Raw genomic sequence first — 25,424 nt, 5'->3', positions numbered from 1 at the left:
GGCCGAATTCACCGGATCGGGTAAGCGTCAGATTTCCGCGATCAGGTCTGCGACAGAGTTGACGATTCGGGATGGGCGGAACGGGAAGCGTTCGGCGTCGGCCTTGGAGCTGATGCCGGTCAGGACCAGGATGGTCTCCAGGCCCGCCTCCAGGCCGCACAGCACGTCGGTGTCCATCCGGTCGCCGATCATCGCCGTACTCTCGGAATGCGCGTCGATGGTGTTGAGCGCGGACCGCATCATCATCGGGTTGGGTTTTCCTACGAAGTAGGGGTCTACGCCCGTCGCCTTGGAGATCATCGCGGCCACCGAGCCGGCCGCCGGCAGGGCGCCCTCGTTGGACGGGCCGGTCGCGTCGGGGTTGGTGCAGATGAAGCGGGCGCCGCCGTCGATCAGGCGGATGGCCTTGGTGATCGCCTCGAAGCTGTAGGTGCGGGTCTCGCCCAGCACCACGTAGTCGGGCGAGAACTCGGTCAGGATGTAGCCGGCCGCGTGCATGGCGGTGGTCAGGCCGGCCTCGCCGATCACGTACGCCGTGCCGCCCGGCCGCTGGTCGGCCAGGAACTGCGCGGTGGCCAGGGCCGCCGTCCAGATCGACTCCTCGGGGACGTCGAAGCCCATCCGGTTGAGGCGGGCCTGCAGGTCGCGCGGGGTGTAGATCGAGTTGTTGGTGAGGATGAGGAACGGCTTGCCGGAGGTCTTCATCCGGTTGACGAACTCGGGCGCACCGGGGACCGGCTCGCCCTCGTGGACGAGGACCCCGTCCATGTCGGTGAGCCAGCTCTCGATGGCCTTACGCTCGGTCATTTGCTTCCTCGTCTCAAGGGGGCGGGGCAACAGCCGCCGGGGCAGTTGTCCCAGACCGGGAGCGTACCGAGTCGTTCCTGGGCACGCCCGGCAGTCCGCTCCTCGACCAGGTGCCGGACCATCGTGACGAAGCGTGGGTCGACGTTGGGGGTCGCGGCGCGGGCGTAGCCGAGGCCGAGCTTCTTCGCCGTCTCCAGGGCCTCGTTGTCCAGGTCCCAGAGCACCTCGAGGTGATCGGAGACGAACCCGATCGGGCTGACCACCACGTCGGTGACGCCCTTCTCAGCCAGGGCGGCCAGGTGGTCGTTGATGTCCGGCTCCAGCCACGGCACCTGCGGCGGCCCGGAGCGGCTCTGCCAGACCAGGTCGTAGGACAGGTCGGGGGCCGCCTGGGCGGCGACCAGCCGGGCGGTCTCCTCCAGCTGGGCGGTGTATCGGCCGCCGGTCGGACCGGCGCTCTGCGCCATGCTCACCGGGATGCTGTGGGCGGTGAAAACCAGCCGGGTGCCGGCCCGGCGGTCCAACTTCTCCCAAGCCTGCCGTACGGCGTCCACATGCGGCCCGACGAAGCCCGGGTGGTCCCAGAACTGCCGGAGCTTGCTGATCTGCGGAGCCCCGGGGCCGACCTTCGCCCGCGCCCGATCGATGTCCTCCCAGTACTGGTGGCAGGAGGAGTAGCCGCCGTAGGCGCTGGTGGCGAAGCCGAGAGCGTGGGTGACCCCGTCGTCGCGCATCTGCGCCACGGTGTCCTCGAGCATCGGATGCCAGTTCCTATTGCCCCAATATGTCGGCAGATCAAGGCCGTTGGCGGAAAAATCAGCTTGCACCGCCGCCAGTAGGTCTCGGCACTGCTGGTTGATGGGCGACACGCCGCCGAAGTGCATGTAATGCTCGGCGACGGCGGCGAGCCGCTCCTCGGGGACACCGCGCCCGCGCACCACGTTGCGCAGGAACGGCATCACATCATCAGGCTTCTCGGGACCGCCGAAGGACAGCAGGACGAACGCGTCGTAAACCACGCGCCCATTCTCCTCCTCGGTCAGGCGCCGAGCGCGTGGTAACCCCCGTCGACGTGCACAACCTCACCCGTGGTGGCCGGGAACCAGTCGGACAGCAGCGCGCACACGGCCTTGCCGGCCGCCGACGTGTCCTGCAGGTCCCAGCCGAGCGGGGCCCGGCTGGCCCAGGCGTCCTCGAACTGCTCGAAGCCGGGGATCGACTTGGCCGCCATCGTGCGCAGCGGGCCGGCCGACACCAGGTTGCTGCGGATGCCCTGCTTGCCGAGGTGCAGCGCGAGGTAGCGGGAGGCGGACTCGAGGCCGGCCTTGGCGACGCCCATCCAGTCGTAGACCGGCCACGCCTTGGTGGCGTCGAAGGTCAGGCCGACGATGCCCGAGCCGGGGGTGAGCAGCGGCAGGCAGGCGACCGCGAGGGACTGGTACGAGTACGTCGAGACCTGCAGCGCCTTGGCGACGTCGTCCCACTGGGCGTTGAGGAACTCGCCGCCGAGCACGCTCTGCGGGCCGAACGCGATCGAGTGAACGACACCGTCCAGGCCGTCGACGTGCTCGCGCACCTTGTCGGGCAGCGCGGCCAGGTGCTCCGGGGAGGTCACGTCGAGTTCGATGACCGGCGGCGGCGACGGGAGGCGCTTGGCGATCCGCTCGACCAGGGACATCCGGCCGAAGCCGGTCAGCACCACGGTCGCGCCCTGCTCCTGGGCGATCTTCGCCACCGAGAAGGCGATCGAGGCGTCGGTGATCACGCCGGTGACGAGCAGCCGCTTGCCGGCCAGCAGTCCAGACACGGGAAATTCTCTCCTAGTTAGTAGCTCAGTGACCCATACCGAGGCCGCCGTCGACCGGGATCACGGCGCCGTTGATGTAGGCGGCGTTGTCCGACGCCAGGAAGGTGACCGCGGCCGCCACCTCGTCGGTGCTGGCCAGGCGGCCCGCCGGGACGGCCTTGATGATCTCGGCCTGCCGCGCTTCGGACAGAGCGGCCGTCATGTCGGTCTCGATGAACCCGGGCGCCACCACGTTCGCGGTGATGTTGCGGCTGCCCAGCTCACGGGTAATGCTGCGGGCCATGCCGACCAGACCGGCCTTGCTCGCCGCGTAGTTCACCTGACCGGGGCCGCCGTACAGGCCGACCACCGAGGAAATGAAGATCATCCGGCCCCACTTGGCCCGGAGCATCTTGGAGCTGGCCCGCTTGGCGACCCGGAACGCGCCGGCCAGGTTGGTGTTGACCACCCGCTCGAACTGGTCGTCACTCATCCGCAGCAGCAGCGTGTCGTCGGTGATGCCGGCGTTGGCCACCAGCACCTCGACCGGGCCGAGTTCCTTCTCCACCTCGGCGAACGCGGCGTCCACCGCGGCCGAGTCGGTGATGTCGCACTGCACGCCGAAGAGCCCCTCGGGCGCGCCGCTGCCCCGGTGCGTCACGGCGACCCGGTCGCCCTGCTTCGCGAATGCCTGTGCGATGGCGAGGCCGATGCCCCGGTTGCCGCCAGTCACCAATACCGTGCGAGCCACGACGAACGCTCCTCATACCCAGGTAGGGGGTGCCGGTTGGCACCACAGGGTCACGACGGCGCCGCAACAGCGCCGTAACCTGCCGGGATGGAGACTATCGGCCCGGCGGGCCGACGCAATGCCACGGGGCCGCTAGGCCGCCTGGTCTGGCGCCGGGAGGTGCCGCGACCCGCGCCCCGGCGTCGTTTCTGGGCGTACGCGTACCCGCTCGGACTGCTTGCGCTGGTCGGCCTGGGGTTCGCCGCCGCGGAGTACCTGGAGGACAACCGGGAGCTGCCCGGCGTGGTGATCGGCATCATGGCGGCCGGTTCGGTGCTCCCGGTGGCGGTCACCCCGCGCCTGCCGATCTGGGCCTGGCGGCTCGCGTACCCGATGATGTTCCTCGGCGTGATCAACGCCGACCCGAAGGAATCCTGGCCGTGGAACGTCGTGCAGATCCTCGGTTTCCTGGTCGTGCTGGGCCGGCTCGCGATCACCCAGGACTCCGGGCTGACCGCCGGGGCCACCGCGCTGAGCCTGATCCCGGTGTTCCTGTACGCGAAGGACGCCAACGCCTGGGGTGCCGCCGTCCTGCTGGTGGCGATCGCCGCGCTCGGCGACATCCTCTACCGGCGGCGGCGCACCACCCAGCTGCTCGCCGAGAAGGAGGAGCTCACCGAGCTGGAACGGGCCAAGCGGGCGGTCCTGGAGGAACGCACCCGGATCGCCCGGGAGATGCACGACGTGGTCGCCCACCACATGTCGATGATCGCGGTCCGCGCCGAGACCGCCCCCTACCGCCTGCCCGACCTGCCGGCCGACGCCCAGGAGGAGATGGCCGGGATCGCGGCGGCGGCCCGGGAGGCCCTCACCGACATGCGGCGCCTGCTCGGCGTGCTGCGCTCCGAGCAGGGCGAGGCCGAGAAGGCGCCCCAGCCGGGGATCGCCGACCTGGACCAGCTGGTGCGGACGGCCCGGGAGGCGGGGGTCGAGGTCACCTACACGCCTGATCTCTCGGAGGTTCCCGGGACGGTCGGGCTCACGGCGTACCGCATCGTGCAGGAAGCCCTGGCCAACGCGGCGCGGCACGCGCCCGGCAAGCCGGTGACCGTCGAAGCTCGCGGGTTTCCCGATCGGCTGGAACTCACCGTGCGCAACGCCCTCGACGGCGAACCGGCGGCCGGCGGAGGCCACGGGCTGGTCGGCATGCGCGAGCGGGCCGCCCTCCTCGGTGGATCGCTGAACGCCGGTGCGGTTGAATCCGAGTTCGTGGTGCACGCCGTCCTTCCGCTCAACTCACTCGCCGTGGGGCTCACATGATCAAGGTGCTCATCGCGGACGACCAGGCGATGGTGCGGCAGGGGTTCGGCGCGCTGCTCGGCAGCCAGCCGGACATCGTCGTCGTCGGGGACGCGGCCGACGGCGCGGCGGCGGTCAGCCAGGCCCGCGACCTCGCGCCCGACGTGGTGCTGATGGACATCCGGATGCCGGTGATGGACGGGCTGGAGGCGACCCGGCGGATCGGGGCCGGGCCCAAGGTGCTGATCCTGACCACGTTCGACCTGGACGACTACGTCTACGAGGCGCTACGCGCCGGGGCCAGCGGGTTTCTGCTCAAGGACGCGCCGGCCGCCGATCTGATCAACGCGGTGCGGGTGGTGGCGGCCGGCGAGGCCCTGCTCGCGCCGTCGGTGACCCGGCGGCTGATCGCCGAGTTCGCCACCCGGCCGCAGCAGAACAGGCCCCGGCCAGCCGCGCTCAACGCGCTCACCCCGCGGGAGACCGACGTGCTGCGGCTGATCGCGCGCGGCCGGTCCAACCAGGAGATCGCCGACGACCTGGTGGTGGCCGAGCAGACGGTGAAGTCGCACATCGGGCGGATCCTGGCCAAGCTCAATCTGCGCGACCGGGCGCAGGCGGTGGTTTTCGCCTATGAGACCGGGCTCGTAGTACCTGGGTAGCACGCTCGAATGTGGACCTCGGGGTGACGACCGCGGGGGTTTCCCGGCCGGAATCTGCGGCCTATGCGAATCCTCCCGAGCACCCTCGCCCTGGCCCTTTTTCTTCTCCCACTGGCCGTCACCCCGGTTCCGGCTGTCCGCGCCGACCAGGCTGCCCCGGCGGTGTTTGCCGACGCCTACCGCGAGACGGCCACCCGCATGCTGGCCACCGGCTGTCCCTACGCGGCCTGGGTGGCGGAGGGCCGGCATTTCCTGTTCTTCGATCCGGCCGGCGACGGCAAGACCGCCGAGGTGTTCGGCGACCTGGCCACCGCGTCCCGGATCGCCATCCTGGTGCCCGGGGTCGACACCACCCTCGTCGACTTCGAGCGCGGCCTCGGCGGGGTGGCCCGGCGCGCTCCCGGCGTCCAGGGCCGCACCCTCTACCAGCAGCTCAGCAAGCGCGACCGGGACGTCGCGGTGATCTCCTGGCTCGGTTACGACCCGCCCGAGGGCATCGGCGTGGCCGCCGCCACCTACGGCCGGGCCCGCTCCGGCGCCTCACTGCTTGTCCGGTTTGTGCGAGATATGACCTTGCGACGACCGGACGCCACGATCACGCTGATCGGACACAGCTACGGCTCGCTGGTGGTGGGGCTGGCCGCGCCGGATCTACCCGAGGTGCGCGACCTGATCGCGCTCGGCTCGCCCGGCATGGGCGCCGGTCGCGCAGCCGATCTCGGCGGGGCCCACGTCTGGTCGGCGCTCGCCGCACATGACTGGATTCGCCGGATTCCACAGATCCGACTCTTCGGGCTCGGGCTGGGCAAGCGGCCCTCCTCAGCCGGCTTCGGCGCATCCGCCCTGCCCACGGACGGGGTCGAAGGCCACGACTACTACCTCACCGAGGGCAGCGCCACCCTGCGCGCGGTCACCGACGTCGTCCTCTCGGGTGGTCCTCGCCACGAGAAGCCGGGCCGCGTTTCTTAAGTTGCGCTTAAGGGGTATTGTCTCCGACGGCCCCGATGCCCGACGACTTCACAGGAGGTGATCGCTGTGCGAGATAGCGATCCTCCTAGTCGTGGCCGGGCCGGTCGTCAGCCCGTCTGCTGACATCGATCCCGCCCCGCATTCCCGGTTGACACCGCTCTTCTAGCGGTGCGGCCGTCCCTGTCGTGTGCGCCGCGACGCTGGGATGCGTGGGTGCCGGCCGCGACGTGATCTGAGCGCTTCCATCGCCAGTCACCGAGCGGGAGACGTCTGCCATGAAGAACTTCATCGCACCCCTCAGCTTCACCCTCGCCGCCGCCTGGGTTGTCGTGCTTTTCATGCTCGTGCACAACAACCCGTAGGCGGGCCTTTCTAGGGCAGTCGTGAGGTCCACACCAGACTCATCGCGGCCGCCATCAGCCCGAAGAGCAGTGCCGCACCCGCGTACCACTGGGTCACCTCGCGTGCCTCGACCTTGTGGCCGATCGAGCTGCCCATGTCCTCGTACACCTGCTTGAGCTCGCTGACCGAGGCGGCCTCGTAGAAGTAGCCCTTGGTCTGGTCGGCCAGCTGCTGCAGCGACTGCCGGTCGACCGGCACCCGTTGCAGGTTGCCGCGGATGTCGACGACCCCGGTGTCGGTGCCGAACGCGATCGTCGACACCGGCACGTTGGCCTGCGCGGCGGCCGTCGCGGCGTCCTCGATCGAGCGGCCCGAGGTGCGGTAACCGTCGGACAGCAGCACGATCCGGGCCGGCGGGGCGCCGTCCGCGCCGTCGGCCGGCACCGTGCGGATCGCGTCGAGCGAGGTGAACACGGCCTCGCCGGTCGCGGTCGCCTCGGCCAGCGCCAGCCCGTCGATGCCCGCGATCACCGCGGAGCGGTCCTTGGTCGGCGACACCAGCACGTTCGCCGCCTTCGCGAACGACACCAGACCCAGGTTGTAGGTCGGCGGCAGCTCGTTGACGAACGCCTTGGCCGCTTCCTGGGCCGCCTCGATCCGGTTCGGCGCCACGTCGTCGGCCTCCATCGACAGCGACACGTCGATCGCCAGCATGACGGTGGCCCGTTCGAGCGGTTCCTCCTTGTCGATCGATGGCCGGGCCAGGGCGGAGCCGAGGATGAACAGGCTCAGCAGGAACGCGGCCGCCGACACGTGCCGCCGCCAGCCCAGGCCCTTCGGGGCGAGGGTGCGCAGCAGGTCGACGTTGGTGAAGCGCATGGCGTAGGTGCGGCGCCGGAACTGCCGCCACACGTACGCCCCGGCCAGGGCGAGAACGGGCAGCAGCACCAGCAGCCACCACGGTTCCAGGAAACGGATCATCGGGTGGTCCCCCGGGTGCGTGCGTGTCGCTGGGCGGCCACGAAACGGACCATGTCCAGCAGCCAGTCGGTGTCGGTGCGCAGGCGCAGGTGGGCGGCGCCGGCCGCGCGCAGGGCGCGGGCGATGGCGCCGCGCTGCTCGGCCGCCGCCTCGGCGTAACGGCGGCGCAGCTTGGCGTCGGAGGTCTGCACCTCGTGCAGCTCCCCGGTCTCCGGGTCGGCGAGGGCGATCACCCCCACGTCGGGCAGCTCCAGCTCGCGCGGGTCGACCACCTCGATGGCCAGCACGTCGTGCCGCACGGCGAGCTTGCGCACCGGGCGCGCCCAGCCGTCGACCGGGGCCATGAAGTCGGAGATCACCACGGCGACCCCGCGGCGGCGCGGCGGACGGTTGAGCATGTCGACCAGCTCGCCCAGGTCGGCGCGGCCGGGCCGGATCTGGGTGCGGGCGATCGACCGGAGCAGCCCCTGGGCCTCCTTGCGGCCGGGACGGGCCGGGAGCCGGACCATCGGCGCGGCCGCGGGCGGCTCGGCATTCTTCTTCCGGCCCCTGGCGAGCGAACCCGACCCGGTGCCCACCACCGCGCCGATCCGGTTGCCGCCGCGGACGGTCAGGTGGGCCATCGCGGTGGCGGCCGCGACCACCAGGTCACGCTTGAGCCACTGCGCGGTGCCGAAGTCGAGGCTGGCCGACAGGTCGACCGCCATCCAGGTCTCCAGCTCGCGGTCGGCGACCGTACGGCGCACGTGCGGCTGGGTGGTGCGGGCGGTGACCGGCCAGTCCATCCGGCGTACGTCGTCGCCCGGCAGGTATTCCCGGCTCTCGCCGGCCTCGCTGCCCGGACCGGGCAGCAGACCGGCGTAGTCGCCCTGGAGCAGGCCGTCCAGCTTGCGGGTGACAAGCAACTGCAGGCGGCTCAGCACCGCCTCGGCGCGGGCCGCTCCCTCGAGCGCGGGTGCCTCGATGCCCGGCCCTAATGCTGAGCCGGCCATCCGCCACCTGCCTGGGGACCGGCGCTCACCGGGGCCACCGCGGGCGGGCCCCCGTTGGGCGAGGCGCCCTGCCGGGACGACACCGACGGCATCGGCACGCTCTGCATGATCCGGGCGACGATGTGGTCGGCCGGGATGTCGTCGGCCAGCGCGTCGTAGCTGAGCACGAGGCGGTGGCGCAGGATGTCGGGTGCGATGTCCAGCAGGTCCTGCGGCAGGGCGTAGTCGCGGCCGCGCAGCAGGGCCAGCGCCCGGGTGGCCCGGACGATGCCGAGCGACGCGCGGGGGCTGGCGCCGTATTGAATCAAGGACGCCACGTCGGGCATGCCGTGCTGGGCCGGGGCGCGGGTGGCCAGCACCAGCCGGACCGTGTAGTCGACAAGCGCGTTGTGCACGAACACCTGATCGGCGCGGCGCTGCAGGCCGAGCAGATCGTCGGGGGTGAAGACCGCCTTGGCCTCGGGGGCGCTCACCCCCATCCGGTAGACGATCTCGCGTTCCTCGGCGTCGGTCGGGTAGCCGACCAGGATCTTCATCAGGAAGCGGTCACGCTGCGCCTCGGGCAGCGGGTAGACACCCTCCTGCTCGATCGGATTTTGCGTGGCCATCACCAGGAACGGGTCGGGCACCCGGTGGGACTGCCCGCCGATCGACACCTGGTGCTCGGCCATCACCTCGAGCAGCGCCGACTGCACCTTGGCCGGGGCCCGGTTGATCTCGTCGGCGAGCAGGAAGTTGACGAACACCGGGCCGAGCTCGACGTCGAACTTCTCACTGCTCTGCCGATAGATCCGGGTGCCGACGATGTCGGCCGGGACCAGGTCGGGGGTGAACTGCACCCGCGAGAAGGAGCCGCCGACGACCTTGGCGAGGGTCTCGACGGCCAGGGTCTTCGCCACGCCAGGAACGCCCTCGAGCAGACAGTGCCCGCGCGCCAGCAGCGCCACGAACATCCGCTCGACCATTCTGTCCTGGCCGACGATCACCCGCTTGACCTCGAACATGGCGCGTTCCAGTTGGGTCGCGTCCTGTGCCGGGGGCACGGGCGCGCCGTTGGAACTCGTCTCGGTCTCGGGCATGAGTGGCTGGGCCACCTGTCCTCCACAGCAGTCGCGGCTTGAAGCTGCTATCTAACCCTGCCGGCGCCAAGCCGACGAACAAGACTTACACGACCTAGCTGAAAGTGCGCTCGGTGTAGGCGTATTACGCGCTGTGGCCGGTCACCCGCCATGGCCCGGTCGTGTCGATCTTTCTCGCGATAAGCCGGAACGGGCACCCGAGCCGGGAGGATGCGCTCCGAAAGAAACCGTGTAACATTCGATCCGTCGCCGGGCGACTTCCCCCGTGGTCGCCCGGCGCTCAAGCCTAAGAGCCCTCTATCCGCAAAAAGCGCGGATCGAGGGCTCTCGCCATTTCTGCTCCGGGGCCGAGCCCCGGACGCCCCACGGTGCGGTCGGCCTACGCTTTGCTCGTGGACGCGGAACTTTTACCTCAATGTTCTGCCAAAGGTTGCCGTGCGTCGGCGGTCTGGGCTTTGCACTGGAACAATCCGAAGTTGCACACGCCCGAATACCGCAAGATCTGGCTCGCCTGCGATGACCACCGTGAGTCCCTCGGCACCTTCCTGGAGCTCCGCGGATTCCTGCGCGAAGTGACGGCCTTCGGTGCGATCTCCTAGGCTTCAGTGGTGACCGAGCCGCTTGCGCCCGACGCACTCACCCCGTGGCCCGACACCGTGCAGTGGCGTCCGGTGTCGCCCAAGCTGATCACAGTGGAGTTGATCGCCCGCGCCATCTGGGTCGCCGTGCTGCTCACCGGCCTCGGCGTCGGCTGGTTCTTCGCCCCGCACTGGGCGTGGGGGGCCGGCATGGCGGCCGTCGTCGTCTACGCGATCTGGCGGTCCATCATCACCGTCCGGGCCGTCCGCGCCTGGGGCTACGCCGAACGCGACCAGGACCTCCTCGTCCGGCACGGCCTGTTGATCCGGCGGCTGTCCATCGTCCCGTACGCGCGGATGCAGTTCGTGGACGTCACGGCCGGCCCTCTCGAACGCGCGTTCGGCCTGGCCACCGTCCAGTTGCACACCGCCTCCGCGGCCAGCGACGCCCGGGTGCCGGGCTTGCCCCCGGCCGAGGCGTCCCGGCTGCGGGACCGGCTCACCGCCCTCGGCGAGGACCGGGCCGAAGGACTGTGACCGAGGCACAGCCGCCCGACGAGGCGAGACGGCGTTTGCACCCGCTGAGCCCGATCCTGCACGGCGCGAAGAGCATCGCCGTGGTCGTGGCCGCCCTCTCCTGGCAAACCCTCAACGAGGTCGGTCTGGAGCGGTTCGCGATCGTGGTGCTGGTGCTCGCCCTCGGCGTGGTCATCTTCTCCCTGGTCGGCTGGCTGACCACCGGCTATCACGTGGTGGGCCGGGAGCTGCGCATCTCCGACGGCCTCATCTGGCGGCGCAACCGGGCCATCCCGCTCGAACGCCTGCAGGCCGTCGAGCTGCGCCGGCCGCTGCTGGCCCAGCTCACCGGTCTCGCCGAGCTGCGCCTCGAGGTGGTCGGCGGGGGCAAGACCGAGGCACCCCTGGCCTACCTCACGGTCCGGGACGCGGCCGCGCTGCGGGAACGACTTCTCGCGCTGGCCGGCCGTACCCCCGTGGCTGAAGCGCAGGCCGGCGCCGGGGCGCGGGCCGCGGCAACCAGCGCGCCCACCCTCGAACATCCGCTGCTCCGGGTGCAGAACCGCGACCTGGTGATCAGCCAGCTGCTCACCCCGCAGGCGATCTTCCTGCCGCTCGGCATCGCGTTCGTGATCATGCAGTTCGTGCTCGAGGCGCAGTGGACGTTCATCGGCATCGCCAGCACCGTCACCGCGATGGCCGGCGTGCTGTTGCAACCGGTCCGGCGGGTGCTGCAGGACTGGGATTTCCGGCTGGCCCGCGACCCCGGCGGCCGGCTCGTCGTGCGCTACGGCCTGCTGGAGACGCGCAGCCAGGTCGTGCCGCTCAACCGGGTCCAGTCGATCGGGGCCACCTGGCCGCTGCTCTGGCGCGGGCACAAGTGGCTGCACTTGCGGCTGGACATCGCCGGGTACGCGGGCGAGCCCGGCGGGGACAGCAAACGGTCCGACCGGCTGCTGCCGGTCGGCGAGTTCACCACCGCCCGGGCCCTGGTGTGGGACGTGCTGCCCGGAGTCGACCTGGCCACGCTGGCCACCTCGCCGCCGCCGGCCCGGGCCCGCTGGCTGCACCCGTTCGCGCTGCGCTACCTGGGCGCCGGGCTCACCCCCGAGGTCTTCGTGTCCCGGTGGGGGCTGCTCACCCGCGAGCTGAGCCTGGTCCCCTACGCCCGCCTGCAGAGTGTGCGGGTGGTACAGGGCCCGCTGCAGCGCCGGCTGGGACTGGCCACGGTGTACGCGGACACCGCCGGCGGCCGGGCCGGCCAGGCCCGCGACCGGGATCTGGCCGAGGCGTGGGCGCTCGCCGAACAACTCGCCGTCCGGGCCCGCCTCGCCCGCGCCTAAGCTCAGTGGCATGGAGCTTCCGGAGTTCGCGCCCGGCACCAACGCACGGGTGGAGTTGACCGTCACCGACGCCGACACGGCCCAGTCGCTCGGCTCGGGCGACGTGCCGGTGCTGGGCACGCCGCGGGTCCTCGCGCTGGCCGAGGCCGCCACCGTGGCCGCGACCGCCCGTCAGATCCCCGGCGGCATCACCACGGTCGGCACCCGCGCCGAGGTCGTGCACAGCGCGCCCACCCCGGTCGGCCGCACGGTGACCGCGCTGGCCACGCTCGCCAAAGTGGACGGGCGCAAGCTGATCTTCGAGGTCGTGGTGCGCGACGGCGAGACGCTGGTGGCCGAGGTGCGGGTGGAGCGGGTGCTCCTCGACCGCCAGCGCTTCATCCAGAAAGCCCTAGACCAGGGCTCCCCAGCGGCTGGATAGCTCCTCGTTGGTCGGCATCGCGATCGCGCCGCCGTGGCGCTCGCAGACCAGGCCGGCCACCGCGAGCGCGAACCGCACGTTGCGCTGCCAGCCCTCCAGCCCGGCCGGGAAACCGTCGGCCAGCAGCCGGCGGATCAGGGCGCCCATGACCGAGTCGCCGGCGCCGGTCGCGTCGACGGCGTCCACCTTCGGCGCCGGGAGCATCGCGGTGCCGTCCTCGGCGGCCACATAGGCGCCCTTCGAGCCCCAGGTGACCACGACGGCCTTGGCGCCGAGCTTGCGGATGTGTTCGGCCGCGACGGACGGCTCGGCCCCGTCGTAGAGCACGGCCGCGTCGGCCGAGCTGAGCTTCACCAGGTCGGCGGTCGCGAAGAACTCCTCGACCAGCTCCCTTGTCTTTACGACAGCGTCGGCGTCCGGCAGCAAGGTCGGCCGGATGTTCGGGTCGAACACCCGCAGCGGCCCAGCCACGCTCCAGGCCGCCTGGGCCGCGGAGAGGAACGGTTCCCGCAGCAGGCAGATCGAGCCGGCGTAGAGGACGTCGGCCCCGGCGATCCCGGCGGTGTCGAGGTCGGCCGGCTCGAGCAGGGCGTAGGAGGGCGGCTCGCCGTAGAACGTGAAGGTCGGCTCGGCCCCCTCGAACGTCGTCACGGCCAGCGTGGTCGGCACCTGCACCCGCTTCACACCGCGGATGTCCACCCCGGCCGTGCGCAGGAACGCGGCGAGCCGGTCGCCCAGCACGTCGTTGCTGAGCGAGCCGACGTAGCGCACGTCGCCGCCCAGCCGGGTGGCCCCCACCGACACGTTGAGCGGGGCACCCCCGATGGCCTGCCGGTAGATCAGATCGTGGCCGTGGCCGTCCTCCAGAAGATCAACGAGTGCCTCGCCCAGCACCACCGCGTATCCCATGCTGACTCCCTTCGCCGCTAAGCCCTGCCTGACCCGCCCATTACTCAGGCCCTTTACTCCGGCCCATTACTCCGGCAGGCGCGGGCCCGCCGCACGCTGCGCGGCCATCCACTGCTCGACCTCGGCCGAGGAGCGGGGCAGGCCGGCCGAAAGATTGCGGCAGCCGTCGGCGGTCACCACCACGTCGTCCTCGATGCGCACGCCGACGCCGCGCAGCTCGGCCGGGACCAGCTCGTCCTCGGGCTGGAAATACAGACCCGGCTCGACGGTCAGCACGAAACCCTCGCCGAGGGTGCCGTCGCGGTAGTTGTCGTTGCGAGCGTTCGAGCAGTCGTGCACGTCGATGCCGAGCATGTGGCCGAAGCCGTGCAGGGTCCACCGGCGGTAGACCGTGCTCTTCTCGTCCATCGCCTCGTCGACGCTCACCGGCAGCAGGTCGAGGTCGTGCAGGCCCTCGGCGAGCACCCGCATGCAGGTCTTGTGCACGTCCTTGAACTTCACGCCGGGCCGGATCGCATCCATCCCGGCCTGCTGCGACGCGTGCACGATGTCGTAGACCTGGCGCTGCAGCGGCGTGAAGGTGCCGCTCACCGGCACCGTGCGGGTGACGTCGGCGGTGTAGAGGTTGTGCCCCTCGACGCCCATGTCCATCAACAGCAGCTCACCCGGCGTGGTGACGCCGGTGTTACGCACCCAGTGCAGGATCGTCGCGTGCGCGCCCGCGCCGACGATCGAGCCGTAGCCCACGTCGTTGCCGTCGTGCCGGGCCCGCAGCCCGAAAACGCCCTCGAGCAGCCGCTCGGAGACGCCACGATCGGCCGGCAGGACGCGGGCGACATCTTCGAACCCGTGCACTGTCGCGTCGATGGCGGCCTGCAGCTGGGCGATCTCCCACTCGTCCTTGACCAGCTTCAACTCGGACAGAGTCCAGGCGAGCTCGCGGTCGCGCGGTTTCTCCTTGTCGGGCTCGTAGGCCAGCACGGCCCGGTCGACGTTGGCGTCGAGCCCGCGCAGCACCCGGGTGCGCCCCGGCGCGGTGCCGGCCAGCATCGACCCCAGCTGCCCGAGCGGCGCCGTGCCCAGCCCCAGCTCGGTCGACTTCTCGAGGAGGGTGGGGGTGCGCCCGATCCACAACTCGCCGTTGCGGCTGCGGAAGAACGCGTCGGTCTCCTTGGAGTTGCGCTGATGCGTGAAGAGCACCGCGTCATGCCCCGACCCGGTCGGCAGCAGCACCAGAACGCTGTCCGGATCGCGATCGCCGGTCAGGTAGAAGAAGTCACTACCGGGGCGAAACGGGTAGTCCGTGTCATTCGCGCGAACCTTCTCATTGCCGCTCGGGATGATCAGCGTCTCGCCGGGAAATGCCGACGACAGCGCGGCCCGCCGCTTCTCGTAGTTGGGCGCCTCGGCCCGAGGCGAGACGCTCAGCTCCTCATCCCGCCACCCACTGCGCATGAACTGCAGAAACGCCTCCGGAAAATCCGGGTCATGCGATTCGGTCTTGGGCGCTGCCGCGCTCTTCTCGGCCATCGTGCCTCCCACTCCTCGGTCCGCCCACGACGTTACCGCCTGCCCCCGACAGGACGCAGACCCCCCAAGATCAAGCCCATCCAGCCGTACGCCCGCGGGCCCCCCAACCGCACCACCCCGAACCCGGAAGCTCAACGCGACCCAGGCGACCCACCGGCCCGCAGCGCGCCCCTCGCGCGCCCGGGTGGCTTCCCCGCCCGGATCGCCCTCCCGCCCAGATGACTCCCCCAGCCAGGGCGGTCCTCCTGCCCGGGCGGGTCTCCCAGCCGGCGGCTTTCCCACCCGGATGGCTCTCCCCGCCGGGGCGGTCCTCCCGCGGGGGGCTCCCGCCCAGATGCCCCAGCCGAGGCGGTCCTCCTGCTCGGACGGCTCTCCCAGCTCGGTGACTCCCCCAGCCGAGGCGGTCCCCCTGCCCGGACGGCCCTCCCAGCTCGGTGACTCCCCCAGCCGAGGCGGTCCCCCTGCCCGGGCGGCACTCGCAGCCGGGCGGTCAGGCGACCGGCGCGTAATCCGCCACGGTGAAGCACTCGGCCGCCGACGGGTCGTCCTCGACGTTGATGACGACCTTGACCGGGCGGCCGTCGGCCGCATAGGTGGTGGTCACCTGGGCGCCGTCGTCGGCCGCGGTCTGGGCCATCGCGCGCAGCTCGGCCAGCGTGGGAACGTCGATCTCCTCGCCGTCCTGCCCCGCCGCCGGACCGAGGTCCACGTCGGCGCTCGGCGAGGCCTGGACCGTCGCGCCGATCCGCTCGGCCGACTCCACCGCCCCCGACCGCACGGTCACCTTGTAGCGGCCCAGCGGGGACGTCTCGTCGCAGCCCCGGATCATCGTGAAGGCGTAGGCGGCCGGCTCACTGAACGGCGGCGCCGACTCGGCCGCCACCGGCGGCGGAGCCGACCCGGAAGCGCTGCTCCAGGTCGGACTCACGGTGTGCGAGGTGCACCCACCGAGAACCGCTACCAGGGCGATCCCGCCCAGGGCCACACCGAGCCGCACCACTGCCTCCACCACACGCCAACGCGAAAAAGTTCCGCGTGCGGCGCAATGTAGCGCAGCCCCGCAGCCACCCTCCCCGCCCCCGCCGCTCCGGCATCGCGGTCACGGTGCGCGGAGACCGGGACGTCATCCCGTATCGCGGGTTCCATCCCGCCTTCCGGACGCCCCTTCCCAGCTCGTGGGCCAGAGCCCGCACAACGTCCGACATACCGCCTTTGTCAGCACCCGGCCGACCAGCTCAGCCCGAACCTGTCGAGTTCCCGCGCGCACCAAGCAGCAGATCCACAAGATCCGCGGGAATAGCCCGGACAAAAGCCGCCAGACACCAACCCGCCTGCGCCGCGCGATGCACCGCATCGCACCGCACCGCACCGCACCGCGCCGAAGCGGCGTCCGTCGCGGCGTCCCACGCCGAAGCGGCGTCTCACGGCGAAGCGGCGCCCCACGCCGTTGCGTCGCGCGGCAGAGTCGAGAACCGCGGTTACGGCAACCGGCAGGACCGCGTCCGGGCCTACGGCCCGGCGGGGTCGGCAAGCCAGAGCGGGGGCGGCAGACCGGAGCAGGGCAGGCAGACCGGAGCGGATCCGGCAAGCCCGAGCGGAGCCGGCAAGCCCGAGCGAAGCCGGCAGACCGGAGCGGAGCCGGCAAGACCGAGCAGAGCCGACAAGCCCGAGCGGAGCCGGCAAGCCGGAGCGGGGCGCGCCGGGCGGGCCCGCCCGGCCGGCGCGGGCGCGCGGAGGGTGGGCTTCGCTCACACGCCGTTGCGTCGCGCGGCAGCATCGAGAACCGCCGTTACGGCAAACGGCAGGACCACTCCCGGGCCTACGGCCCGGCGGGGCCGGCAGGCCGGAAAGGGGCGCGCTAGGCGGGCCCGCCCGGTGGGGGCGCGCGGAGGGTGAGCTTCGCCCAGCGGAACTGAGTGCCACGGGACATGTCCTGCGGCGTACTGACAAAAGAGCGCAAGCGGTCTGATCGGCCGCGAGCGGCGCTGGTTTTACAGGTCGGCTACGAAGACCGCTACCGAGCGTGCGGGGACGGTCAGGGTGCCGGCTTCGGCGGTGGCGGTTCGGAGGGCGGGGTCGGCGGAGGAGGCCTGGTCGGGGTGGGGTTTCAGGTCCAGGCGGGACAGGGCCGGGACGGTCTGGGTGGTGGGGTGTTCGGTGGCGTTGAAGACCGTGACCAAGTGGCGCCAGCGTGGGTCCAGGCCGGTGCCGTCCAGGCACATGACGATCACGCCGGGGGTCTCGTCGGGGCCGCTCAGCGGGAAGGTCAGGCGGCGCTGCACCTCCTCGGCGGTGGGCAGGCCGAAGACCGGGGAGGAGCGGCGGATGCGGAGCAGCTCGCGGTAGCGCTCGGCGGTCATCGCGATCAGCTCGGGCGGCGGGACCAGCGACTCGTCGGCCAGCAGCGGGCGGGCGAAGTGCCACTTGTCCTCGTTGTCGCGGGCCGGCGGAAGGCCCAGGCCGAAGCCGTTGCCCTGGGTCGGGTTCCAGCGGATCTGGTTGAACCAGTCGCCCGAGTCGAACGAGTTGCGGTCGAGCGATTTGGACCGCAACCGTTCGCTGCCCAGCGCCATGAAGCCGATGCCCTGGCCCAGGACCACGATCGACAGGGCGAGGATCTGCAGGCGGGCGCGGTCGACGGGAGCGGTGTCGCGGGGCAGCTTGAAGGCCAGCGCGTCGTAGAGGATCTCGTTGTCGTGGGCGTCGACGTAATTGATCGTCTCGGACGGCGTCAGGGCGTAGCCGCTGGGTGAGCCGTTGTAGTCGATCTGGGCGCCGCTCTGCTCGGCGCCGGAGTGGGTGAGGAAACGGTAGGTGGACAGGGCGCCGGCCAGGCCCACCTTGATCTTGTCGTGCAGCCAGAGCGGGGTGTTCGAGCCGAGGCCGCTGGCGAAGCCCTGCTCGGTGGGGTCGCCGAAGGAGCCGCCGCCGCGGACCGCGTCGCGCAGCCGGTCGTTGAACGTGCCGATGCCGGTGCCGGCCATGTTGACCTGGGTGGCCTGGGCGAACCGGGCGTCGTAGGCCACCTCGCCGAAGTTCCAGCCCTCGCCGTACAGATAGATGTCCTTGCCGTCGGGCAGATGGTCGAGGGCGACCCGGACCTCGAGGATGTTGGCCCGCGGGTGGTGGCCCATCAGGTCGAAGCGGAAACCGTCGACCTTGTATTCGCGAGCCCAGGTGACGATCGAGTCGACCACCAGGCGGCCCATCATCATGTGCTCGGTGGCGGTGTTGGGGCAGCAGGTGGACTCGGCCGTGCTGCCGTCGGCCAGCTGCCGGTAGTAGTAGCCGGGCACGACCCGGTCGAGGACGCTGAGCCGGTGCAGGCCGTCCTCCATGGTGTGGTTGTAGACCACGTCCATGATCACGCGCAGGCCGGCGTCGTTGAGCGCGGCGACCATCTTGCGGAACTCGATGATGCGGGCCGGGCCGGACGGATCGGTGCTGAAGCTGCCCTCGGGGGCGGTGTAGTGCCACGGGTCGTAACCCCAGTTCCACCCGTCCTGCTCGGCGACGGCCATGACGGCTTTCTGCTGTTCCTCCGAGTCGGGCGGGAACGACGCCAGATCACAGGCGGGCAGCCGCTGGTCGGCGCGGCGGTCGGGCACGGTCGCGAAGTCGAAGGCCGGCAGCAGGTGCAGGTGGGTGAGGCCGGCGTCGCCGAGCGAGCGCAGGTGCCGCATGCAGGCCGCGTCGGAACGGGTGAACGCGGCGTAGGTGCCGCGCTCGACGGCGGGCAGCGAGTGGTCGAAGATCGAGAACTCGCGGATGGACACCTCGGCGATCTGCATCCGGGCCGGCGCGACCACCGGCGGCTTGGCGAGGGTGTCCCAGCCGGGCGGGGCCAGCTCGGGGTCGGCCAGATCGACGAGCAGGCTGTGGGTGGAGTCGGCGGCCAGGGCGAGCGAGTAGGGGTCGGTGACGCTGGTGGTGACGATGCGCTGGGCCGCCGGATGCCACACCTCGACCCGGTAGCGGTAGTAGCGGCCGAGCCACTTGCGCTTGCCGGCGATGCTCCAGACGCCGGTGACCGCGTCGCGGTCCATCGGCAGCACCTTGGGTTCCTCGCCGGGCACCCGGAACAGCTCCAGCTCGACCGTGCGGGCGGTGGGCGCCCACACCGACAGCTGCGGCCGGTCGTCGGCCATCGCGGTGCCGAGCTCGGTGTCGGCGGCGTCGGCGTAGAGGTCGTCGAGCACGCCCGGCAGCTGCACGCCGGTGACCGCGCTGACCAAGCCCTCGGTATCGCGGCCGACGACCAGCACCTGGCCGCGCAGTAGGTAGCCCAGGGCGGCGTCGCCGAGCTCGCGCACCGAGAACGCCCGGTAGGCACGCAGGTGCGGGAAGCGGCGGCTCTGGGCCTGGAACAGACCGCCGGGGCGCGGGGTGAGCGGCAGCGTGGTGAACTCGCCGGTCAGCTCGTCACCGGCCCGCCGGACGGTGCCGTTGGCCGAGCCGACCAGGGTGAACGTGGTGGCCCGCTCGGCGAAGCCCTCGGGCAGCGCGATCGTCGTGCGGTCGAGGAAGACGGCCAGCTGGCGGGCCGGGTCGAGCTCGGGGCCGAGGGTGCCGAGGTCGGGGCGCACCGGGGCGACGGTGCCGGCCAGCAGCCACACCTCGCGCGCGACGGTGAGGTCGAGCCGCTGGTCGTCGGCGACGTCCTTGGTGTCGCCGCGGTGCAGCACGAAACGCAGGCCGGCCGCGTCGGGCCGGACCGGGACGCGGAACACCGCCCCGAACGAGTCGTAGGTGCCCGGATGGATCGGCTGGTCCCAGACCGGCTTCTTCGGGGTGCCCTCCCAGGCGTGCAGACCCCACCCGGCGTAGTCGCCGGCCGCGCGCCGGTAGTGGATCACCACGTCGTCGTGCTCGGCCGCCGGCACCGGCGTCGGCGGCTCGAAGTAGATGCCCGGGTCGCCGGGGCGCAGCCAGATCTCCGGGGTGATCGAGGGGTCGACGTGCCGGTCCTCGTCGACGTCCTTGACACTGGCGTGGTCGACAAGCACGAAGCCGACGTCGCGGGCGCCCTCGGCCAGTCGCACCCAGGCGAACCGGCCGTAGGCGTCCTCACCGGCGAACGGCGCGCCGCCCGGATAACCGGTGTCCTGGCCGGGCGCGAGATCGCCCCACGCGTGCAGCCACCACGCGCTGTACTCCCCGTCGGGGCGGGCGTAATGCACGACCAGCCACTGCGAGCGGCTGCGGGCGGCAGTGGGCGCGGTGGGTGCGATCTCGATCGTGGTCACCGGGCCATCCTCGCACCGGGGTACGACGATTTCAGTGCGTCGAGATCACAGTGGTAATACGGGGCCCGCTTGCGTCCATTCGCATCAGATAGTGGAATTGTCCGCCGGACAGCCTATTGCCGGAGCTGTCCAAATACTCCCATTCGACGGCGACGAGAGTCAGCGCCGAGGACAACTGCTGCACGTCGAGCAGCTGCGCGTGCGCGGCCACGACCTGCTGCTCGCGGTAGGTGGGGGCAGCGCCGAGGAAGGACAGCGCGACCGCGGCCGGCGAGGTGAAGGTGAAGCTGTAGGAGTCGGCGACGACCATGCCCGGCAGCGCGTAGCAGCCGGCCACCGCCGCGACATCGCCCGTGGTCAGGGCGGCACCGTAGTGGTCGAAGAAGTCCGTCAACTCGTCCAGATCGATCGGGGTCCTCACGGGTCGCCGTGTGCCCTATCCGACAAGGGGGTAAACACGAGGTGCGCGGAGCGGCTAACGTGTCGAACCTGACCGGCCACGGAAAGGCCCGCGAATCGGCCATGAAGGTGCTTTTCCTCATCAACGATGCCTTTGGCATCGGCGGAACCATCAAGACGACGTTCAATCTGGGCGCCGCTCTCGCGGCACGCGGGCACGAGGTCGAGGTCCTCAGCACGGTACGCCATCGCGACGTGCCGAAAATGCCGATCGACCCGGCGATCCGCCTGATGTCGCTGGTCGAGCAGCGCACCGAGCACCCCGACTACGTGGCCGACGCACCCGGCCGGGGCCGCGACCCCAAGGTCTACCCGAAATCGGACTTCCGGGCCCGCGACTACGACCGGTTCGTCGAGGAGCGCTACCGCGCCTACCTTCGGGGCTCGGACGCCGACGTGGTCATCGCGACCCGGCCCGGCCTGATCGCCTACACGGCCGCCTTCGCGCCCCGGCACATGGTGCGGATCGGGCAGGAGCACCTGGTCCGCGGCCAGCACCGCAAGGCGCTCCGTGAGCTGATGCCGCGCTACCTGCGCAAGCTGGACGCGTTCGTCACGGTCTCTCAGCACGACGCCGACGACTACCGCGAGCACCTGCGGCTACGCCGTACCCGTCTGCTGTTCATCCCGAACGGCGTGCCGGCACCCACCGTGCCGCCGTCGCACGGGCGAGCGAAGCTCGTCGTGGCGGCCGGCCGGCTGATCGCGAGCAAGCGCTACGACGTGCTGATTCGCGCGTTCGCCAAGGTCGCGGCCGAGCGGCCGGACTGGCAACTGCGGATCTACGGCGACGGCAAGGAGACGCCGGCGCTGCGCGCCCTGGTGCTGGAGCTCGGCCTGCACAACCACGTGCGGATGATGGGGCAGTATTCGCCGATCGAGGCGGAGTGGGCCAAGGGCTCGATCGCCGCAGTCTCGGCCGACCGGGAACCGTTCGGCATGACGCTTGTCGAGGCGATGCGGTGCGGGGTGCCGGTGGTCAGCACGGACGCGCCGCACGGCCCCGGCGAGATCCTCCGGCACGGCGAGGACGGCCTGCTCACGCCGGTCGGCGACCCGGACGCGATGGGCGACGCCCTGCTCAAGCTGATCAACGACGACGAGTTGCGCCGCTCGATGGCGGCCGCCGCACTGACCAATTCGGCCCGCTACGACCCGGCTCCGATCGCCGAGCAGTACGAGCGGCTATTTACCGAAATTTCGGACAACAAGCGGAAGCCTTGGCGCCGCCGCGAGCCGGTCGAAGCACTCGGTCCCGCCGCCACCGACACCCAGCCCACGCTTGACTGGGACGGCGTCGCCCCCCTGCCGGACGGCGTCACGGTGAATATGGAGGGCCGGCTGGAGAAGGACGGCGTGCCACTGCTGGCCGGACTCCGGGACACCCGGCATCTTCTCGACGGCCCGGTCGGTCAACGGATCCAGCTCCCCTACCGAACCCAGGACGGCTGGCTGGCCGTCCGCATCTGGGATCAGCCGGTCTACGCCGAGGTCGGCGACATCACCACCGACACGGACGGCATTCATCTGACCGGCCGGCTGCACGGCGCGATGTTTGACGACCCCCTCCTCGAGGCACAGGACGGGAAGGACATCCGGAAGCTCACGGTGACGACCGACGGTCTCGACTTCCGGGCCTCGATCCCGTCGCTGCCCATCGGCACCTGGACCCTGCGGCTGCGCCATGCCGCCACCGCGGACCCCGTGACCCTGGGAAGATTCCGGGACGACATCGTCGACAAACGGACGGCGTTCGTCCTGCCGGCCACCACGGTGGGTGGCGCAAAGCTCCAACCGGGCTACACGGAAAGTAACGATTTCACGATCCGGGTGACCGCCTGACCCCGCCTTGCGCGGGCTTACAAGACGGACGTACGGTTTACGGGAAACGTGAACTGAGAGTTAGGTTTGCCTAACTCCCAGAGCGCCGGTACCGGTGCGAAAGACTTGACCGCACAGTCGCTGGGTGAAGGAGATGACGTGGCCAGCCTCGACACCTTTGGTGCGAAGAGCGAGCTACGCGTCGGAGACGCGAGCTACGAGATTTTCACGATCGACAAGGTCGAGGGGCATGAGCGTCTGCCCTACTCCTTGAAGATCCTCTTGGAGAACCTGCTGCGGACCGAGGACGGCGCCAACATCACGGCCGACCACATCCGCGCCCTCGGCGGCTGGGACCAGACCGCCGACCCCAGCGTCGAGATCCAGTTCACTCCGGCGCGGGTGCTGATGCAGGACTTCACCGGCGTTCCCTGCGTGGTCGACCTGGCCACCATGCGGGAAGCCGTGAAGGAGCTGGGCGGTGACCCCACCAAGGTCAACCCGCTCGCCCCGGCCGAGCTGGTCATCGACCACTCGGTGATCGCCGACCTGTTCGGCCGCGCGGACGCCTTCGCCCGCAACGTGGAGCTGGAGTACCAGCGCAACCGCGAGCGCTACCAGTTCCTCCGCTGGGGCCAGACCGCGTTCAACGAGTTCAAGGTCGTCCCGCCCGGCACCGGCATCGTGCACCAGGTCAACATCGAATACCTGGCTCGTACGATCATGGAACGTAACGGCCAGGCCTACCCCGACACGGTCGTCGGCACCGACTCGCACACCACGATGGTCAACGGCCTGGGCGTGCTGGGCTGGGGCGTCGGCGGCATCGAGGCCGAGGCCGCCATGCTGGGCCAGCCGGTCAGCATGCTGATCCCGCGGGTCGTCGGCTTCAAGCTGTACGGCGAGCAGCCGGCCGGCACCACCGCCACCGACCTGGTGCTGACCATCACCGAGATGCTCCGCCAGCACGGCGTGGTCAGCAAGTTCGTCGAGTTCTACGGCCCCGGCGTCACCGCCGTGCCGCTCGCCAACCGGGCCACCATCGGCAACATGTCGCCGGAGTACGGCTCGACCGCCGCGATCTTCCCGATCGACGACGAGACGATCAAGTACCTCCGGTTGACCGGCCGCAGCGACGCCCAGGTCGACCTGGTCGAGGCGTACGCGAAGCGGCAGGGCCTGTGGCTCGACCCGAACGCCGAGCCGGACTTCTCGGAGAAGCTCGAGCTCGACCTGTCGACGATCGTCCCGTCGCTGGCCGGCCCGAAGCGCCCGCAGGACCGGGTGCTGCTCAGCGAGGCCAAGGAGGCGTTCCGCGAGGTTCTGCCGAACTACGCCGCCCCGCACGGGCACGCCGACGAGGCCAGCGAGGAATCCTTCCCGGCCAGTGACTCCCCGGCCAACGGGGTGTCCGACGACGCCGACAAGCCGCGGCTCTTCAGCGCGGCCGACGGCGCCCACGGCCGCACCTCCAAGCCGACCCGGGTCAAGGGCGACGACGGCGTGGAATACGAACTGGACCACGGCGCGGTCGTCATCGCCGCCATCACGTCCTGCACCAACACGTCGAACCCGCAGGTCATGATCGGTGCCGCGCTGCTCGCGAAGAAGGCCGTCGAGCGTGGCCTGACCCGCAAGCCGTGGGTCAAGACCACCCTGGCCCCGGGCTCGAAGGTCGTCTCGGACTACTACAACCGGGCCGGCCTGACGCCCTACCTCGACAAGCTCGGGTTCAACCTGGTCGGCTACGGCTGCACCACCTGCATCGGCAACTCGGGCCCGCTGCCCGAGGAGGTCTCGGCCGCCGTCAACGAGGCCGACCTGACCGCGGTCAGCGTCCTCTCCGGCAACCGCAACTTCGAGGGCCGGATCAACCCGGACGTCAAGATGAACTACCTGGCGTCCCCGCCGCTGGTGGTGGCGTACGCCCTGGCCGGCTCGATGGACATCGACATCACCACCGAGCCCCTCGGTGTCGGCTCGGACGGCAAGCCGGTCTTCCTGACCGACATCTGGCCGACCAACGCCGAGATCGACGAGACCATCGCGCAGGCCATCGGTGCCGACGGCTTCAGCGCCGCCTACCAGGACGTCTTCGCCGGCGACGAGCAGTGGCAGTCGCTGCCCACCCCGACCGGTGACACCTTCGCCTGGGCCGGTGACTCCACCTACGTCCGGAAGCCTCCGTACTTCGAGGGCATGGCCGCCGAGCCGAGCCCGGTCGTGGACATCAGCGGCGCCCGGGTGCTGGCCAAGCTGGGTGACTCGGTGACCACCGACCACATCTCCCCGGCCAGCTCGATCAAGGCGGACTCCCCGGCCGGTAAATACCTGGCCGAGCACGGCGTCCCGCGCCACGAGTTCAACAGCTACGGCTCCCGCCGCGGTAACCACGAGGTCATGATCCGCGGCACGTTCGCCAACATCCGGCTGCGCAACCAGCTGGTGCCGGGCGTCGAGGGCGGCTTCACGGTCAACCACCTGACCGGCGACCAGAGCACGATCTACGACGCGTCGGTGGCCTACCAGGAGGCGAGCATCCCGCTGGTCATCCTGGCCGGCAAGGAGTACGGCTCGGGCTCGTCGCGCGACTGGGCGGCCAAGGGCACGATGCTGCTGGGTGTGCGCGCGGTCATCGCCGAGAGCTACGAGCGCATCCACCGCTCCAACCTGATCGGCATGGGCGTGCTGCCGCTGCAGTTCCCGCCCAAGACCAACGCCGAGTCGCTGGGCCTGACCGGCACCGAGACCTTCACCATCACCGGCGTCACGGCGCTGAACGACGGCGAGATCCCGGGCACCGTCAAGGTCCGCACGGACACCGGCATCGAGTTCGACGCCGACGTCCGGATCGACACCCCCGGCGAGGCGGACTACTACCGCAACGGCGGCATCCTGCAGTACGTCCTCCGCAAGATGATCAACAGCTGATCGGTAACCGGGCGCCCGCCTGC

The 25,424-nt window shown here is 70.8% G+C and carries 21 protein-coding genes; 9 read left to right on the top strand and 12 right to left on the bottom strand.

Annotation, left to right across the window (positions count from 1 at the left end; all coding sequences use genetic code 11):
- Positions 1-27: 27 nt before the first annotated feature.
- Genes Ate02nite_RS20530 through fabG form a run of 4 tightly spaced genes read right to left on the bottom strand, consistent with a single transcriptional unit; the run spans position 28 to position 3,344 of the window.
- A complete protein-coding gene (locus Ate02nite_RS20530) occupies positions 28-807 on the bottom strand; it encodes an HAD-IIA family hydrolase (RefSeq protein ID WP_203807909.1) in 780 nt (259 codons plus the stop codon).
- Positions 804-1,826, bottom strand: coding sequence for a ferrochelatase (locus Ate02nite_RS20525; protein ID WP_203807907.1), 1,023 nt, complete (start codon positions 1,824-1,826; stop codon positions 804-806). The genes Ate02nite_RS20530 and Ate02nite_RS20525 overlap by 4 nt, the downstream gene beginning before the upstream one ends.
- A 20-nt stretch (positions 1,827-1,846) precedes the next feature.
- Positions 1,847-2,614 carry an enoyl-ACP reductase FabI gene (fabI, locus tag Ate02nite_RS20520; protein ID WP_203807905.1) on the bottom strand — a complete coding sequence of 256 codons (768 nt, stop codon included), beginning with the start codon at positions 2,612-2,614 and terminating at the stop codon, positions 1,847-1,849.
- Positions 2,615-2,639: 25 nt separating this feature from the next.
- On the bottom strand, positions 2,640-3,344 hold the full coding sequence (fabG, locus tag Ate02nite_RS20515) for a 3-oxoacyl-ACP reductase FabG (protein WP_203807903.1): 705 nt from the start codon (positions 3,342-3,344) through the stop codon (positions 2,640-2,642).
- A gap of 87 nt (positions 3,345-3,431) precedes the next feature.
- On the opposite strand from fabG, the gene Ate02nite_RS20510 reads away from it, so the two are divergent.
- The 3 genes from Ate02nite_RS20510 to Ate02nite_RS20500 all read left to right on the top strand — a co-directional run bounded on the left by Ate02nite_RS20510 (position 3,432) and on the right by Ate02nite_RS20500 (position 6,253).
- Entirely contained in the window at positions 3,432-4,643 is a 1,212-nt protein-coding gene (locus Ate02nite_RS20510; protein ID WP_203807901.1) for a sensor histidine kinase, read from the top strand.
- On the top strand, positions 4,640-5,284 hold the full coding sequence (locus Ate02nite_RS20505; protein ID WP_203807899.1) for a response regulator: 645 nt from the start codon (positions 4,640-4,642) through the stop codon (positions 5,282-5,284). Before Ate02nite_RS20510 ends, Ate02nite_RS20505 begins: the two co-directional genes overlap by 4 nt.
- Positions 5,285-5,347: 63 nt before the next feature.
- On the top strand, positions 5,348-6,253 hold the full coding sequence (locus tag Ate02nite_RS20500; protein ID WP_203807897.1) for an alpha/beta hydrolase: 906 nt from the start codon (positions 5,348-5,350) through the stop codon (positions 6,251-6,253).
- A gap of 372 nt (positions 6,254-6,625) precedes the next feature.
- Here the strand turns inward: Ate02nite_RS20500 and Ate02nite_RS20495 are convergent, their stop codons facing one another.
- From Ate02nite_RS20495 to Ate02nite_RS20485, 3 genes are read right to left on the bottom strand one after another with little or no spacing between them, the layout of a single operon-like run.
- Entirely contained in the window at positions 6,626-7,576 is a 951-nt protein-coding gene (locus Ate02nite_RS20495; protein ID WP_203807895.1) for a VWA domain-containing protein, read from the bottom strand.
- The gene (locus tag Ate02nite_RS20490) at positions 7,573-8,568 is read right to left on the bottom strand and encodes a DUF58 domain-containing protein (protein WP_203807893.1); all 996 of its coding nucleotides are present in this window, start codon (positions 8,566-8,568) and stop codon (positions 7,573-7,575) included. Before Ate02nite_RS20490 ends, Ate02nite_RS20495 begins: the two co-directional genes overlap by 4 nt.
- Positions 8,550-9,662: an AAA family ATPase gene (locus Ate02nite_RS20485; RefSeq protein WP_203807891.1), complete on the bottom strand. Its 1,113-nt coding sequence runs from the start codon at positions 9,660-9,662 to the stop codon at positions 8,550-8,552. Before Ate02nite_RS20485 ends, Ate02nite_RS20490 begins: the two co-directional genes overlap by 19 nt.
- A 377-nt stretch (positions 9,663-10,039) precedes the next feature.
- Here Ate02nite_RS20485 and Ate02nite_RS20480 point away from each other — a divergent pair, with 377 nt between their 5' ends.
- Genes Ate02nite_RS20480 through Ate02nite_RS20465 form a run of 4 tightly spaced genes read left to right on the top strand, consistent with a single transcriptional unit; the run spans position 10,040 to position 12,505 of the window.
- Positions 10,040-10,246 carry a hypothetical protein gene (locus Ate02nite_RS20480; RefSeq protein WP_438871232.1) on the top strand — a complete coding sequence of 69 codons (207 nt, stop codon included), beginning with the start codon at positions 10,040-10,042 and terminating at the stop codon, positions 10,244-10,246.
- A gap of 6 nt (positions 10,247-10,252) precedes the next feature.
- Positions 10,253-10,762, top strand: a complete 510-nt coding sequence (locus Ate02nite_RS20475; RefSeq protein WP_203807889.1) for a PH domain-containing protein — start codon at positions 10,253-10,255, stop codon at positions 10,760-10,762.
- Positions 10,759-12,084: a PH domain-containing protein gene (locus Ate02nite_RS20470; protein WP_203807887.1), complete on the top strand. Its 1,326-nt coding sequence runs from the start codon at positions 10,759-10,761 to the stop codon at positions 12,082-12,084. Before Ate02nite_RS20475 ends, Ate02nite_RS20470 begins: the two co-directional genes overlap by 4 nt.
- A gap of 10 nt (positions 12,085-12,094) precedes the next feature.
- Positions 12,095-12,505: a thioesterase family protein gene (locus tag Ate02nite_RS20465; protein WP_203807885.1), complete on the top strand. Its 411-nt coding sequence runs from the start codon at positions 12,095-12,097 to the stop codon at positions 12,503-12,505.
- Here the strand turns inward: Ate02nite_RS20465 and Ate02nite_RS20460 are convergent.
- The 5 genes from Ate02nite_RS20460 to Ate02nite_RS20440 form a co-directional block, all read right to left on the bottom strand.
- A complete protein-coding gene (locus Ate02nite_RS20460; protein WP_203807883.1) occupies positions 12,476-13,414 on the bottom strand; it encodes a carbohydrate kinase family protein in 939 nt (312 codons plus the stop codon). The two genes, Ate02nite_RS20465 and Ate02nite_RS20460, sit on opposite strands and share 30 nt — an antisense overlap.
- Before the next feature lie 66 nt (positions 13,415-13,480).
- Positions 13,481-14,944, bottom strand: coding sequence for an aminopeptidase P family protein (locus Ate02nite_RS20455; RefSeq protein WP_203807881.1), 1,464 nt, complete (start codon positions 14,942-14,944; stop codon positions 13,481-13,483).
- Between the two features lie 490 nt (positions 14,945-15,434).
- Positions 15,435-15,956, bottom strand: coding sequence for a hypothetical protein (locus tag Ate02nite_RS20450; RefSeq protein ID WP_239147547.1), 522 nt, complete (start codon positions 15,954-15,956; stop codon positions 15,435-15,437).
- A gap of 979 nt (positions 15,957-16,935) precedes the next feature.
- Positions 16,936-20,190, bottom strand: a complete 3,255-nt coding sequence (gene pulA / locus Ate02nite_RS20445; RefSeq protein ID WP_203807879.1) for a pullulanase-type alpha-1,6-glucosidase — start codon at positions 20,188-20,190, stop codon at positions 16,936-16,938.
- Between the two features lie 31 nt (positions 20,191-20,221).
- Positions 20,222-20,611 carry a DUF6841 family protein gene (locus Ate02nite_RS20440; RefSeq protein WP_203807877.1) on the bottom strand — a complete coding sequence of 130 codons (390 nt, stop codon included), beginning with the start codon at positions 20,609-20,611 and terminating at the stop codon, positions 20,222-20,224.
- Between the two features lie 59 nt (positions 20,612-20,670).
- On the opposite strand from Ate02nite_RS20440, the gene Ate02nite_RS20435 reads away from it, so the two are divergent.
- The gene (locus tag Ate02nite_RS20435; RefSeq protein WP_203807875.1) at positions 20,671-22,491 is read left to right on the top strand and encodes a glycosyltransferase family 4 protein; all 1,821 of its coding nucleotides are present in this window, start codon (positions 20,671-20,673) and stop codon (positions 22,489-22,491) included.
- A 138-nt stretch (positions 22,492-22,629) separates the two neighbouring features.
- On the top strand, positions 22,630-25,401 hold the full coding sequence (gene acnA, locus Ate02nite_RS20430) for an aconitate hydratase AcnA (RefSeq protein WP_203807873.1): 2,772 nt from the start codon (positions 22,630-22,632) through the stop codon (positions 25,399-25,401).
- Positions 25,402-25,424: the final 23 nt, after the last annotated feature.

The organism is Paractinoplanes tereljensis, from assembly GCF_016862435.1.
Taxonomy (GTDB): Bacteria; Actinomycetota; Actinomycetes; order Mycobacteriales; family Micromonosporaceae; genus Actinoplanes; species Actinoplanes tereljensis.
Note: the sequence above shows the minus strand (reverse complement) of the source record. Positions and strands in the feature narration are given on the sequence as shown.